We start from the raw sequence: 13,519 nt of genomic DNA, 5'->3' as shown, positions 1-13,519 counted from the left end.
CCCGGGTCAGACCGGCGCCGGCGTCGGCGCAGGCGCCGGAGCGGCTGCGCGCAGGCGTAGGACGCCGGTCAGGGCCAGACCGGCGCCCACGCCGATCGCGCACGCCACCGCGACCCGCGGGAACCAGGTCGGCCCGGCGGACGGGACGACGGCCGCGAAGAACACGTCGGCGCTGCCGAAGCCGGCGAACGCGGCCAGGATGAACCCGGACAGCGTCAGGTAGAACGGCGGGTGCCGCCAGACGGCCGCGACGGCGAGCAGCCCGGCCAGGATCGGTACGGGCGCCCAGCCGGCCCCGTCCAGGGCGGTCGTCACCACGTACCCCCAGGTGATCGATCCACCGAGGAACGCGAGCGGACCCGCGGACCTGGGGCACCGCCGGGCGAGAAGGACGACGGTGAGGCCCAGCAGGGCCGAACCGAGCCACCAGGCCCAGGCCGTCGGGGGTGGCTCGTAGTCGAGCGTGCCCTGGATCTCGAAGGTGCGCACCTGGTCGCGCAGGGGGACCGACCATTCCCGCAGGCGATGTGGCTCGTCGGGGGCGGCGGTGACCTCGGGCGGGGGAGCCGGTTCGGCCCAGCGGGTGCGCTGGTCGTGCCAGCGGACCGTGGTGTCGCCGGAGAGGCGCCGCCAGGTGGGCGCGGTGGTCGGGTCGGCGGCGGGTGGGATCGGGGTCTCGCCGCCGAGGGTCTGGTTGAGGTACGTGGCAGGCGAGTTGACGTTCTCGTAGGTGCCGTCCGGCCGCACTTCGAGGTACGGCTCGCCGGAGTATCCGAGGACCTCGATGGTGCGCCCGCTGTCGTTGCTGAGTTCGAGTCGTGCCCCGCCTTCGACTACGCGGACGGTGAGCCCGTCGAGGGGGTTGCTGAGCCCGCTGACGGTGACCCGGTAGTCGCTGACCGAGGTGGTGTCGCCGGCGTGGGCGAACGCGGGGGTGGCCGGCACGAGGATCGCGCCGGCCACCGCCAGGATCGTGCTGAGGAGTCGTCTCACCCGGCTGCCTTGTCGATGGCCTGGGTGAGCGCTTCGGTGGTGGGGTTCTCGATCTGCTGCCCGGCGACGAGGATCGTCGGGGTGCCGGTGAAGTTGCGCTTGGTGAACGTCTCGGTCGCCTGGGTGGCCCACGCCTTGTAGGTTCCCTCGTTCACCGCGTTGGTGAAGGTGTCGCCGGTGATGCCGACCGAGGCGGCCAGCTCGATGATCTTGGCGTTGCTGAGGCCGTCGGAATTCTCCTCCGGCCGGTTGGCGTAGAGCACGTCGTGCAGCTCGGTGAACCTACCCGCCTCGGCGGCGGCCGCGGACGCGGCGGCGGCGCGCGTGGAGTACTCGGTGCCGTTGGAGAACCTGTCGAGGATCGCCACCGGGTGGAACCGCAGGGTGATCTTGCCGGAGTCGGCGAGTTGCTTGAGCGTGGGTGCGCTGGCGGTTTCGAAGTTTCCGCAGGCCGGGCACATGAAATCCTCGTAGACGTCGACGACGACCGGGCCGGTGCCGACGGCGAACGCGGTGCCCTCGTCGACGGCGGCGGCCGGGGTGACGACCTTACCCGCGTCCTGCCCACTGAGCGCGGTGTAGCCGATCAGGCCGGCGATGAAGAGGGCCAGAACCACGGCGACGGAGGTCCAGAGGGTCACCGTGCGGCGGCGCTCGGCAGCCCTCTGGTCGGCGACGATCTGCCGCGCCTTGGCGGCGCGGTCCTTACCTTTGCTCATTTTTCCCCCAGCAGTACGCCGTCGAGTGAGAACCGGGTACGGGGCCGCCACACCAGGAACCCGGAGAGTGCCAGAAACGCCAGGTCACGCAGGATGTCGATGCCGTACGCCGTGCTCTCGCCCTGACCGAGTGCGCCGCCGTCGCTGAAACATCCGCAGTCGATCCGCAGGCCGCGTGCCCACGCCGACGCGATGCCGGCGATGAAGACCACCATGAGCACCGCCGAGATGGCGGCGGTGAGCCGGGTGGACAGGCCGATGAGCAGAAGCAGACCGAGCGCGATCTCCAGGAACGGCTGGATCGCGCCGACCACCTTGGCGGTGTCGTAGGACATCACCTGATAGGCGTGCACGGCCCGGGCGGAGGCGGCCAGATCACCGACCTTGAGAGCACCGGCGATCAGCCAGACGACGCCGAGGACGACGCGTGCCGCTGTGCCGATCCACGGCCAGGCGACCGTCATCCGGGTCTGCCGTGAGGTTTCCATGGTCACCTTGGTTGGTCGGAGTCCGTTCCACTGGAGTTCCCGACCATTGTGATCCGCAGCGTTTTCACAGGACCAGGGGAAGAAGTCCTAACTCGCCCTGGCTTGTGTCACCGCGTCCATGAGCTCGTCGCGGGCGCGGGCCACACGGGAGCGGATGGTGCCGACCGGAACGGACTCGACCTCGGCTGCCTCCGCATATGACAAACCGAGCACCTGGGTGAGAAGAAACGCGGTCCGCCTGTCCTCACTGAGCCGGCTGAGCAGGTCGTTGCTGCTGAGCCGGTGCGCCGGGTCGGGCGACGGCGACTCGACGACGGCCTGCGCGGCGAGCCGGGCGTCGAGCCGGCGGCGGCGCACCACCGACCGCAGGTGGTCGGCGCAGACGCGGCGGGCGATGCCGAGCAGCCAGGTCCGCACACTGGACCGGCCCTCGAACGTGTCCAGCGCCCGGAACGCCCGCAGGAACGTCTCCTGGGTGAGGTCGTCGGCGACGCCCGGATCGACCAGCGCCGCGGTGAACCGCCAGACCTCGGCCTGGGTGGCGCGCACGAACGCGGCCTGCGCCGCCCGGTCACCGTCACGGGCGGCCAGGGCCAGAGCGGTGGTCTCGTCCGTTTCTCCGTCGCCTGCCGTCACGAGGCGTCATGGTACGCGCTCAGGCAATGTGAGTGGCGATCTGGAACCATGCAGGGATGCCAGTCATGACCATGGACCGACGCCGGGTGACAACTGCGCTGGTCGGGCTGCTGATCGGACTTTTCGGATCGCTGCTGGCGGCCGCTCCGGCGAGCGCGCACGCCGCCCTGGTGGGCAGCGACCCGGCCGCCAACTCGGTCGTGCCTGACGCGCCCAACCGGGTGACGCTGAAGTTCAGCGAGTCGGTCCAGTTGATCGCCGGCAAGATCCAGGTGCTCGCGCCGGACGGGTCTCGCGCCGACCAGGGCGACCCGACGGTCAACGGCACCGAGGTGACGATCCCGCTGCGGTCCGGCGGCGAACGCGGCACGTACCTGGTCACCTATCGCGTTACCTCGGCCGACAGCCACCCGGTGGCGGGCACGATCACCTATTCGGTGGGTGCGGCGTCGACGCCTCCGGCGGCCGACGCGGATGCGGACGTCACGGTCGACCCGGTGGTCAAGGCTCTGATCCCGGTCGGCAAATATCTGGGGTACGCCGGACTGGTGCTCCTGGTCGGCCCGGTGCTGGTGCTGGCGCTGCTGTGGCCGCACCGCCTGGACCGTCGCCGCCCCGGCCGGGTGGTCTGGACCGGTATCGGACTGGTTGCCGGCAGCACCCTGCTGGGACTGTGGCTGCAGGCGCCGTACACACTCGGCACCGGCCTGTTCGAAGTCACCGTGAGTGACATTCGGGAGGTGCTCGGCAGTACCTTCGGCGCGGTCATGCTGGTCCGTCTGGGTGTGGTGGTGGCCGCCGCCTTCCTGTTGCGCCCGCTGCTCGACGGCCCCGGTGGCGGCGAGTCGAAACTCGACCTGGCGCTCCTCGGCGTACTGGGCGTGGCGGCTCTGGCGACCTGGCCGTTGACCGGTCACCCGACGGCCTCGCCGGTGGCCGGGGTGTCGGTCGTGATCGATGCCCTGCATCTGGCCGCGATGGCCGTGTGGGTGGGCGGCCTGGTGATGCTCTTCGGGTTCCTGCTCCCCAAGGCGACGGGCCGCGAGCTCGGTGCGATCCTGCCGATCTGGTCACGCTGGGCGATGACCGCAGTGGGTGTACTGGTCTTCGCCGGGGTGGTGCAGGCGCTGATCGAGGTGTCCGACGTCGACGGGCTGCTCAACAGCACGTACGGCCGGATGATCCTCGCCAAGATCGGCCTGGCGGCGCTGGTGATCGGGGTCGCGGCGTTCTCCCGCAAGCTGGTGGGCAAGCGGACTGACGACGACTCGCCGGGCCCGCTGCGCCGGATCGTCGCGGCCGAGTTGGCGATCATCGCGGTCATCCTCGGGGTGACGTCGTTCCTGGTGCAGGAGCCGCCGCCGCGCACCGCGCAGGCCGCCGAGACCGGGCCGGTCAGCACCACGGTCGCCCAGACGATCTCCTCCAAGAACATGTCGCTGCAGGTCAGCATCTATCCGGCGGCGGTCGGCAACAATTCGATCCACCTGTACGCGTACACGCTGGACAGCAAGCCGTTGCCGGTCGTGGAGTGGAAGGCGACCGCCTCGCTGCCCGCCAAGGGAATCGAGGCGATCGAGATCCCGCTGTTGCGGATCACCGACTTCCACGCGATCGGTGACATCGGGCTGCCGCAGGCGGGGGAGTGGACGTTCAAGTTCACCGCCCGGACCAGCGAGATCGACCAGGACACCCTGACCATGACCGCCAAGATCTCCTGACCCGACGCACTCGGCGAGGCCCGTCCCCTGCGGGGGTTCGGGCCTCGTTTCGCATCTATCGGGGAACGCGTGCCGATTTGACCACTTTGGGGTTATTTGCGTCTGTATGGTGCGCGAGGTAGGGCCCGGGAAGGGGGAGAGAAGATGCGGGTGTTCCGCACGATCCTCGGCATGGTGTTACTGACCGTCGGACTGCCCACGCTGCTGGGCGGCGGCGGGTTGTGGGCGGTCATGCAGCATCGTGATCCCGGCGGCGCGTTCAGCGGCGAGCTCCAGCGGCTCACCGTCCCCGGCTACGCCGTCGTCGTCCCCGACATCGACCGGCTCCTGCGCGACGACGCCCCGTTCGCCCGAATCGGTGACACCCAACTGAGGCTTTCCGCGGCCACCGTCGACGGCCGGGCCTTCCTCGGTCTCGCCCCGTCCGACCAGGTCGCGCGCTACCTCGCCGGCGTACCGCACACCGAGATCGACGCCATCGACATCGGCACCGGGCTGCTACCGGTCACCACGTCCCGCGTCGGCGGCCGGCAGGCCCCCGCCGGAAGCCCGTCCGAACAACGGTTCTGGACCGCCAGCGGCCCCGGCCGGCTCAGCCTCCACCCCGGCGAGCTCACCGACCGGCCGTACAGCCTGGTCCTGATGAACCCCAGCGGCGCCCCCGTCCTCCGGATCGCCGTCGTCGCCGAGGTCCGCCCCGGCTGGCTCAACACCACCACCTGGGGTCTACTCACCCTCGGCACGCTCCTGCTGATGATCGGCGTGATCGTGTTGGTCTGGCCGGGCCGCCGCCGCGAGATCGTCTACGTCGTCGAACCCAGCCAGGTTCCCGAACTCATGCACGCCATCGGCGCGCCCCTGCCCCTGCCCGGCGGCGTCGCCTACTTCTCCGGCATCCGCAACGGCGGAGCCCACCGCCCCCGCACCCTCGCCGACGTCCGCCCCCGCCCGCCGGCTCTCCCGCAGTTCGCCTGGCCCCCGAACGCCCAGACGGCCACTCCCGAACTCCCCGCAGGCGAGCCGGTCACCCTTTCCACCGCAACCCTCAGCGGCGGTACGCCCACCGCACCCACCGTCGACGACGACGATGATCTGCCCGGCCCCGGCTATCCCCAGCGGCGCGCCGTCGGCACTCTCACCGCCCCGGCCGTTCCACTACCCGCCACGACCGACCCCACCGCGGGTTCACGTCCCGCCCCGACCCCGTCCGCTCCGGCACCGTCTGTTTCGGTCCCGTCCGCTCCAGGACCGTCCGTCTCGACGCCGTCTGGTTCGGCACCGTCTGGTTCGGTCTCGTCTGCTGCGGTCCCGTCGGCCGCGGCTCCGACCGCCCCGTCCGGTGGGGTCGGCGCTGCCGTCGGTGCTCGCACGCCGGCGCCCGGTCAGCCGCTGAGCATGCTGGGTGAGACGTCCGCGCTGGCCGGACTCCAGGCCGGTCAGGTCCCGGTCCGCCGCGGTGAACGCCGCCCGCAGTCCGCCGCCGACCTGCCGCAGTTCCAGGCCACCGCGGTCGGCGCGTGGGTGGCCGCGACCGCCCCGGAACGCGCCCGACAGACCGAGGCCCGAGCCGCCGCCCGCCTGGCCGAGGCGGCCCGCCGCAACGCCGGCAAGTTCGCACCCACCCAGCCCGGCAGCCGTAACAAGCCCGCCAACGTCCATATCCCGATCGCCGCCCCCCGACGCGACGACGGCGAACTCCCCGCCGGGACACCCACCCCGGGGACCAGGAACACACCGAGCGCGCAGCCCGAGCACCTCGACCCGACGAAAGGTCGAATGACTCCGGCGGAGGAGACCGCTCCGGCGGCGACGCCCGCTCAGCCTCCCGCCGGGAACACCGCTGCGGAGGCTTCGGAGGAGATGGCCGTTGCAGCGGCTCCGGAAGGAAAGGTCGCTGCGACGGCTTCGGAGCGAAAGCTCGATGCGACGGCTTCGGAGGAGAAGGCCGCTGCGGCGACTTCCGTTCACGGGGCCGCTGCGGCGACTCCTGCGAAGGCGAACCCGGGCACCACGGCGAACGCCGCCGGTGAAGTGACAACCGGCCGGAAGATCCGCACCAACGAACCGCCCGCGACAAGGTTTGCCCTGCACACCGGCCCGGCGGCAACCGACTGGACCGCGACCGCCATCAGCCGGATCGGCCCCGCCTTCGAGCCCACTCCGGCAGCTGGTACGCGCCCGGCGCAGCGTCCGTCGCCGAAGCCGACCAAGGAGAACCGTCCGCCAGTCGCCGCCGGATCGCCCACCAAGAGCCGGAACACCCCCCAACCTGCGCCTCAGAGGACGCCCGAAAACGAAAAAGGCCGGAAATTCCCGGCCTCAGGCAAAGTGCCCGTCGGCGCGCCCCCGGAGTGGCCGCTCCGAAGCGATCGGACTGAGAACGCCCCCGACACGGCGGCAGTCGATGAGTCCCTGACCGGGCAGGCCGCGGACGAAACGAATTCGGGCGATCGAGGTTCGGCTCAGAACGCTTCGGTCGAGCCGGTGCAGGCAGGAAAGCCTGCCGCGGCGGGGAAGCCTGCCGCGGACCCGGTGGTGACCGCTAAGGCTGCGATCGCGACCGTGGCGGCCGGGTCGGGGGTGGCCGGCAAGGCCCAGGCGGAGACGGTGGCGCCGGACGCCGGCCCGCTGTTGAAGGACGGCCCGGCGGAGAGTGATTCGGTTCTGCAGGGTGGCGGGTCGGTGCGGACGACCGAGGACCGCACGCTCACCCCGGCCGGCCCGGCGGACTCCGGACACTCGTCGATCCACGCTGTGGAAGCCGCGACGACGGTCCTGTCCGAGGCCACCGTGGGTGCCCCGGTGCCGAGTGGAGTAGCCGAACCGGCTCGTGACCCCGATGGCCCTCGACGTTCGATGCACACAGTCGAAGCGGACGGGCCGGCCGCACTGCCGAAGAAGCCGTCACCGGTACCCACTCGCGTCAGTACGGGCCCGGCACAGCGTCTCCCGGTCGGCGACCCGGCGAGTCCCAGTAAGGCCGCCGACCCGATCACGACGGGGAAGCAGGCGCCAGGTCCGGTTCTGGCCGAGGAGGGCACCGTGACCCCGGCCGCCGAGAAGGTGGCGAAGCCGACTTCTGGAGTCGGGACGACTGCGCGGTCGGAAGCCGCGAAGGTGGTGGGATCGGCCGCGGCGAAGAAGGGCGACGAAACCCACACCGGTGGATCGGCCGCGGCGAAGAAGGGCGACGAAACCCACACCGGTGGATCGGCCGCGGCGAAGAAGGGCGACGAAACCCACACCGGTGGATCGGCCGCGGCGAAGAAGGCCGACGAAACCCACACCGGTGGAACGGGTGAGGCCCCGCTGGGCGCCGCTGATCCGGCCGGAGCCGCGGAAACGGCTGGTACCGGGGTTGCGGCGATCGGACCGAAGCAGGGCCGGGCCGATCGCGACGAGATCGGCCGGGCCCGGAGAAGTGTCGGAGTCAGAAACGGTGGCGACGACCTGATGGCCCGGGCGCAGGGTCGGGCCGGCACTAAGGCGCTTCCGGCTCGCCCGGCTCCGACCGCGCGGCGAGCTCCGGCGGCGTGGATCAAAGCCGCGGAGAGGGCTGCCGAGAAGGCCGCGCAGAGGGCTCCCGAGCAGACTGCGGAGAAGATCGCGGAGAAGGCCGCGGAGCAGACTGCGGAGAAGGCCGCGGAGCAGGTTGCGGAGAAGATCGCGGAAAGGGTCGCCGAGCAGACTGCGACGAAGGTTCCGGAGCAGACTGCGGCGAAAGCCACGGAGAAGGCCGCCGACACCGGCCCGGCCGGTGACGATCGGGCCGGGAACAACGGTCGAGCCGGCGGCGGGACGGCTGTGGACGTACCGCCGAAGGGCAGCCGGCCGCTCAGCTATCGGGAGGAAGCCGCAGAACTGCTCGCCGGAGCGTCCGCCGGCGAACGCCGTCGGCGGCGGACGGTGGCCGGGCAGAGTCGTTCGAAGATCGACCCCGCGAGCGGGGTGAAGGACGAACCCGCCGGCGGCCGGAAGGACGGGAAGACCGGCGGCCGACCCGACGACGCGAAGTCCTGAAAGGTCCCGGAGGAAACGGGCCGTCCCGGAAGGGGCGGCCCGTTTTGCGGTCAGGAAGTGGCCGCAAAAGGTTCTAGCGTCGAAGGCATGACAGTCCTCTCCACGCGTGTGCTGAATCGGACCTACCTACGGCGTCAGCTGCTCGCCGAGCGCACGCTACGGTCGGCCGCGGAGATCGTCGGGCATCTGGTGGCGGTTCAGGGGCAGGAGTCGGACTCCCCCTATCTGGGGCTGTGGGCACGATCGTCGGCGTTCGCGATGGAGGACCTGACCGGGCTGCTGCACGACCGCGGCGTGGTGCGCAGTGCCCTGCTCCGCGGCACCCAGCACCTGTGCGCCGGGGAGGACTACCGATGGCTGCGGCCGACGCTGCAACCGGCCCTGGAACGGATGGCGGGCCGGGCCGGGCGTCTGGGCGGTTGTGATCCGGAGGCGTTCGACGCGGCCGGGCGGGAGATCATGGCGGAGGGGCCGATGACCCGTCCGGAGATCGCCCGGCGCTTGGCGGCACGGTTTCCGGAGGCGGATCTCGGGGAGCTCGCTCTGGTCGTACACCTGCGATTTGCTCTCCTGCATCCGCCGCCGGCCGGGACGTGGGGGCATCGCGGAAGGATCGCCTGCGTCCCCGCCGAGGACTGGCTGCGGCGGCCGTTGGCCGGGCCGAGCGCGGAGACGCTGGTGTGGCGATATCTGGCGGCGTTCGGGCCGGCGTCGGTGAAGGACGTTCAGGTCTGGTCGGGACTGACCCGCCTGGCGGAGCTGTTCAAGACGTTGCGGCCGCGGCTGCGGGTCTTCCGGGACGAGAACGGCCTCGAGTTGTACGACCTCCCGCACGCGCCGATCGAGGACGCCGACGGGCCGGCCCCGGTGGTGTTGCTGCCCGAGTTCGACAACGCGGTCCTGGGGCACGCGGACCGGTCGAGAATCCTGCATCCGGGTGACCGGCCGCTGGTCATGCCCGGCTGGTCGATCGTGCGGCCGACCGTGCTGGTGGACGGTTTCGTGTCGGCGACCTGGTCGCGGAAAGGCCCGGAAGTGGAGATCGCCCCGTTCCGTCCGCTGACCGCCACGGACCGGTCGGCGGTGGAGGCCGAGGCGGAGCGGCTGGTGGGTTTCGTGGCGCCCGGGGAGTCGGCGCGGATCCGGTGGACATGAAAGGGCCCTCCGCGCTGCCGACACGGAGGGCCCTTTACCGGGGGGAACGGAGTAACCGAAGGGGGGCTTCGTCCGTTAAGTACACTTTACCCAACATTCGGCGAAGTGGGAAGTCAGGGCTACAAACCGGACAAACAGCACGTTGAGCGGGTCGGGCCAGGAACGTGCCGAACAGTGGCGCGTCGCCCGGCGTAGGCTGTCGGCGTGGCGGATCTTCTGGTGTGGATCGACTGTGAGATGACCGGTCTCGACCTGGGCAAGGACAAGCTCATCGAGGTTGCGGCCCTGGTCACCGATCCGGAGCTGAACGTGTTGGGGGAAGGCGTCGATCTGGTCATCCACGCCGACGACGCGGCGCTGGACGCCATGCCGCCGGTGGTGCGTGACATGCACGCCAAATCGGGCCTCACCGACGAGGTGCGGCGCTCGGCCATCACCATGGCCGAGGCGGAGGAGGCGGTTCTGGCGTACATCAAGGAGTACGTGCCGAACCCGCGGACCGCGCCGCTCTGTGGCAACTCGATCGCCACCGACCGCGGCTTCCTGGCCCGTGACATGCCGGCTCTCGACGCCCACCTGCACTACCGCATGATCGATGTCTCCTCGATCAAGGAGCTGTGCCGCAGGTGGTACCCCCGGGTGTACTTCGGCCAGCCCGCCAAGGGCCTCTCGCACCGGGCGCTGGCCGACATCCGGGAGAGCATCCGCGAGCTGGAGTACTACCGTCGCACCATCTTCGTCCCCCAGCCCGGGCCCGACGTGGAGGCGGCGAAAGCGGTCGCCGCGGAGCTGTAGGTAACCCGCTCGACGGGACCCCGGGGGCGGTCGTTATGATTGGCCGGCACCGCGAGGTTGAAAGACCGCAGCGGTCATGGTGGTCGTAGCTCAGTTGGTAGAGCACCGGGTTGTGGTCCCGGGTGTCGCGGGTTCAAATCCCGTCGATCACCCCATGTGAAAGGCCTCGTCGCGAGACGGGGCCTTTCGTTTTGCACCGGGAAGTCGGATTTCCTGTGGGCCCGCTCCCATAGTCTGGAAAGCTGAAAAATTTCTCGTGGGAGCGCGCAACCTTTTGCGGGCGCCGAGCCACAGGGGTGTGGATCACTCGTCGTCCCCCAGGAGCCTCCCTCATGCTCGCCAAGCGCATCGTCGTGCCGCTTTCGGTACTGACCGTCGGTAGCGCGGCCGCCGTCTTCGGTGTCCTCAACGCCGATGCCGCCGAGATCACCGGTTGTTCGGTCACGTACTCCGTCGTCAGTCAGTGGGGTTCGGGGTTCACCGGCGATGTGAAGATCAAGAACACCGGCGGGACGGCCGTCGACGGCTGGAAGCTCGGCTTCGTGTTCCCGTCGGGGCAGACCGTGGCCGGTGGCTGGAACGGCGCCTGGACCCAGAGCGGCAGCCAGGTCAGAGTGACCGACGCCGGTTGGAACAAGAGCATCAACCCGGGTGGCAACGTCACGATCGGCTTCAACGGCACCTGGACGGGCGCGAACGCCGTACCCACCGCGTTCACCGTCAACGGGGTGACCTGTGGCGGAGCACCGACCTCGCCGACCGTTTCGAAGACGCCGACCGCCTCGCCGTCGGCTTCGAAGGCGGCCTCCGCCTCGCCGTCGGCTTCAAAGACCGCGTCGGCTTCGAAGACCGCGTCGGCCTCACCCTCGGCTTCGACGACGCCCGCGGCCACCACCGGCCCGGAGGACTGCACCGACTTCGCCGCACTGGTCCGAGGCAGGCTCTGGGTCAACAACAACGTCTGGGGCAAGGCCGACGGCACCGGCTCGCAGTGCGTCTGGGAGAACGGCCTGAACGGCGACAACCTGAGTTGGGGCACCAGGTGGACCTGGGCCGGCGACAACACCAAGGTCAAGTCGTACGCCAGCGCCGTCCTCGGCTGGCACTGGGGTTGGAAGGTGCCCACCGGCACCGGACTGCCGGTCCGGCTCAGCGCGGGCAAGGCCGTCACCACCGACTGGAACTTCCAGGTCACCCAGACCACCGGCAACGTGATGAACGTCGCCTACGACCTGTGGCTGCACGACATCGCGAACCCGGACTGGCAGAACAACCCGACCGACGAGGTCATGGTGTGGCTGTACCGGTCCGGCGGCGCGGGCCCGGTCGGCACCAAGCAGGCGACCGTGACGATCGCGGGCACCACCTGGGATCTCTACAAGGGCAACATCGGCTGGGAGGTGTACTCGTTCGTGCGTACCTCGAACACCTCGGCGGCCGCTCTCGACCTGACCGACTTCACCGACGATCTGGTGGCACGCGGATGGCTCGCCAAGACCAAGTACCTGTCCAGCGTGCAGGCCGGCACCGAGATCTTCACCGGCTCGGGGCGGCTGGACACCACCTCGTACTCCGTGAAGATCGGCTGATCTCGGCCGCCCCGGGTTTCGTCCCCACGGCCCGGGGCGGCCGGCACTCCCCGTATCCCCTGACGGTCAGGAACGATGAGTTGTCCGACCTTGGCACCGAATACGCTTTCCGGCGGTTCTTCGACGACCATCACGTCGACCTGTCCAGGCTCGCCTACCTGGTGACCGGTGACTCGCAGGCCGCCGACGACCTGGCCGCGGACGCGTTCGTGGAGGTGTGGCGGCACTGGGAACGAGTCCAGGCCGCGGACAGCCCGATCGCCTACGCTCGCGGCATCGTGACCAACCTGGCCCGCCAATGGATCAGGAGACAGACCAGGGAGCGGTCCGGGTTGCTGCGCCTTGGCCTGCTGCGCCGCGAGCGCGGCGAAAGCGACACCCCGGCGGTGCTGGATGTACGGGCCGCGCTCCAGCGACTTCCGCAGCGGCGCCGCGAATGCGTGGTCCTGCGGTACGCGTTCGACGTGCCGGAGCGGGAGGTCGCCACGATCCTCGGCATCTCGATCGGTGCGGTGAAGAGTCACACCTCGCGGGGCGCGGCCCAGTTGAGTGAGTTCCTGCGCGGGATGCCGCTGATGATGGGAGGCCACCATGGCTGAGCGCCCCCAGGCTGATCTGGGTTCGGTGCTGCGCCACGAGGCCGACCGGCACCTGCCGGACCGGGACGTGATGCTGACCCGGATCGTGGAGCGCCGCTCCGAGCCGGCCGCCCGCCGGTGGGCCCTGTCCCTGCGCCCGGTCGCCGCCGCGGCCTCCGTGGTGGCGACCCTGGTGGTCGGTTTCGCCGGGATCAGACTGGCCGGCGACCGCCCGGATCAGGACCGGACGCCGGCGGCCACCGAGGGTTCGGCGTCACCGGCGCCGAGTATCGCCTCGCCGTCCCCGTCGGCCCCGGACAGGGCGCCGCAGCGGGAGGAACCCGCCCATCAGGGGCCGGTCGAGAAGCCGCCACCGCCGCCGTCCACAATCACCCCGACCTGGCAGCCGGCCGACAGGTTCCTCGACTCGGCCGCGGCCCTCGACGCGCACTCGGTGGGCACCTGGGCGCAGGGCAATGTCACGCTCACCACCACCGAGACGATGACCGCGCTGGACGTGGTGATCAACGTGACGAAGACCGCCGGGGTCAAGGACGCCGGAAAGTGGTCCACCATCCCGGCCGACATGATCACCATCACGGTCGCCGAGGAGAAGGATCGGCTGGTCTACCGGTTCACCCTGAAGCAGGGCACCCTCGCGCCGGGCGGTTACGTCTTCGCCGCGCAGTACACACACGCCGAGGGCGAACGCAGCCCGGCCGCCGACACCTATGGTGCACTGGCCACCGCGGCCTCCGGCCAGGCCGTCGTGACCGGAGCGTTCCCGCCGAAATGATTCAGGGTGGGCTCCCGAATGATCGGGAG

General features: G+C 70.5%; 11 protein-coding genes and 1 tRNA gene. 8 read left to right on the top strand and 4 right to left on the bottom strand.

From position 1 onward, the window contains the following. Nucleotides 1-6 precede the first annotated feature (6 nt). From Q0Z83_RS38800 to Q0Z83_RS38785, 4 genes are all read right to left on the bottom strand, one after another. A complete protein-coding gene (locus Q0Z83_RS38800) occupies nucleotides 7-993 on the bottom strand; it encodes a hypothetical protein (protein WP_317788320.1) in 987 nt (328 codons plus the stop codon). Continuing rightward, nucleotides 990-1,712: a DsbA family protein gene (locus Q0Z83_RS38795; protein WP_317788319.1), complete on the bottom strand. Its 723-nt coding sequence runs from the start codon at nucleotides 1,710-1,712 to the stop codon at nucleotides 990-992. Before Q0Z83_RS38795 ends, Q0Z83_RS38800 begins: the two co-directional genes overlap by 4 nt. Further along, nucleotides 1,709-2,200, bottom strand: coding sequence for a MauE/DoxX family redox-associated membrane protein (locus Q0Z83_RS38790; RefSeq protein ID WP_317788318.1), 492 nt, complete (start codon nucleotides 2,198-2,200; stop codon nucleotides 1,709-1,711). Before Q0Z83_RS38790 ends, Q0Z83_RS38795 begins: the two co-directional genes overlap by 4 nt. An 87-nt stretch (nucleotides 2,201-2,287) precedes the next feature. Beyond that, on the bottom strand, nucleotides 2,288-2,836 hold the full coding sequence (locus tag Q0Z83_RS38785; RefSeq protein ID WP_317788317.1) for a sigma-70 family RNA polymerase sigma factor: 549 nt from the start codon (nucleotides 2,834-2,836) through the stop codon (nucleotides 2,288-2,290). Between the two features lie 65 nt (nucleotides 2,837-2,901). On the opposite strand from Q0Z83_RS38785, the gene Q0Z83_RS38780 reads away from it, so the two are divergent. The 8 genes from Q0Z83_RS38780 to Q0Z83_RS38745 all read left to right on the top strand — a co-directional run bounded on the left by Q0Z83_RS38780 (nucleotide 2,902) and on the right by Q0Z83_RS38745 (nucleotide 13,490). Then, nucleotides 2,902-4,557, top strand: coding sequence for a copper resistance CopC/CopD family protein (locus Q0Z83_RS38780; protein WP_378078894.1), 1,656 nt, complete (start codon nucleotides 2,902-2,904; stop codon nucleotides 4,555-4,557). A gap of 144 nt (nucleotides 4,558-4,701) precedes the next feature. Further along, nucleotides 4,702-8,577, top strand: coding sequence for a hypothetical protein (locus tag Q0Z83_RS38775; protein WP_317788315.1), 3,876 nt, complete (start codon nucleotides 4,702-4,704; stop codon nucleotides 8,575-8,577). Nucleotides 8,578-8,664: 87 nt separating this feature from the next. After that, nucleotides 8,665-9,732 (top strand): winged helix DNA-binding domain-containing protein, encoded by a 1,068-nt coding sequence (locus Q0Z83_RS38770; RefSeq protein WP_317788314.1) that lies wholly within the window; start codon nucleotides 8,665-8,667, stop codon nucleotides 9,730-9,732. A gap of 204 nt (nucleotides 9,733-9,936) precedes the next feature. Continuing rightward, entirely contained in the window at nucleotides 9,937-10,527 is a 591-nt protein-coding gene (gene orn, locus Q0Z83_RS38765; protein ID WP_317788313.1) for an oligoribonuclease, read from the top strand. 79 nt (nucleotides 10,528-10,606) lie between these two features. Further along, a tRNA-His gene (locus Q0Z83_RS38760) sits at nucleotides 10,607-10,682 on the top strand. 177 nt (nucleotides 10,683-10,859) lie between these two features. Beyond that, entirely contained in the window at nucleotides 10,860-12,116 is a 1,257-nt protein-coding gene (locus tag Q0Z83_RS38755; RefSeq protein ID WP_317788312.1) for a GH12 family glycosyl hydrolase domain-containing protein, read from the top strand. An 80-nt stretch (nucleotides 12,117-12,196) separates the two neighbouring features. Further along, a complete protein-coding gene (locus Q0Z83_RS38750) occupies nucleotides 12,197-12,715 on the top strand; it encodes a SigE family RNA polymerase sigma factor (protein WP_317788311.1) in 519 nt (172 codons plus the stop codon). Next, a complete protein-coding gene (locus Q0Z83_RS38745) occupies nucleotides 12,708-13,490 on the top strand; it encodes a hypothetical protein (RefSeq protein ID WP_317788310.1) in 783 nt (260 codons plus the stop codon). The genes Q0Z83_RS38750 and Q0Z83_RS38745 overlap by 8 nt, the downstream gene beginning before the upstream one ends. The last annotated feature ends 29 nt before the right edge of the window (nucleotides 13,491-13,519 follow it).

The sequence above is a fragment of the Actinoplanes sichuanensis genome, from assembly GCF_033097365.1.
Lineage (GTDB): Bacteria > Actinomycetota > Actinomycetes > Mycobacteriales > Micromonosporaceae > Actinoplanes > Actinoplanes sichuanensis.
Note: the sequence above shows the minus strand (reverse complement) of the source record. Positions and strands in the feature narration are given on the sequence as shown.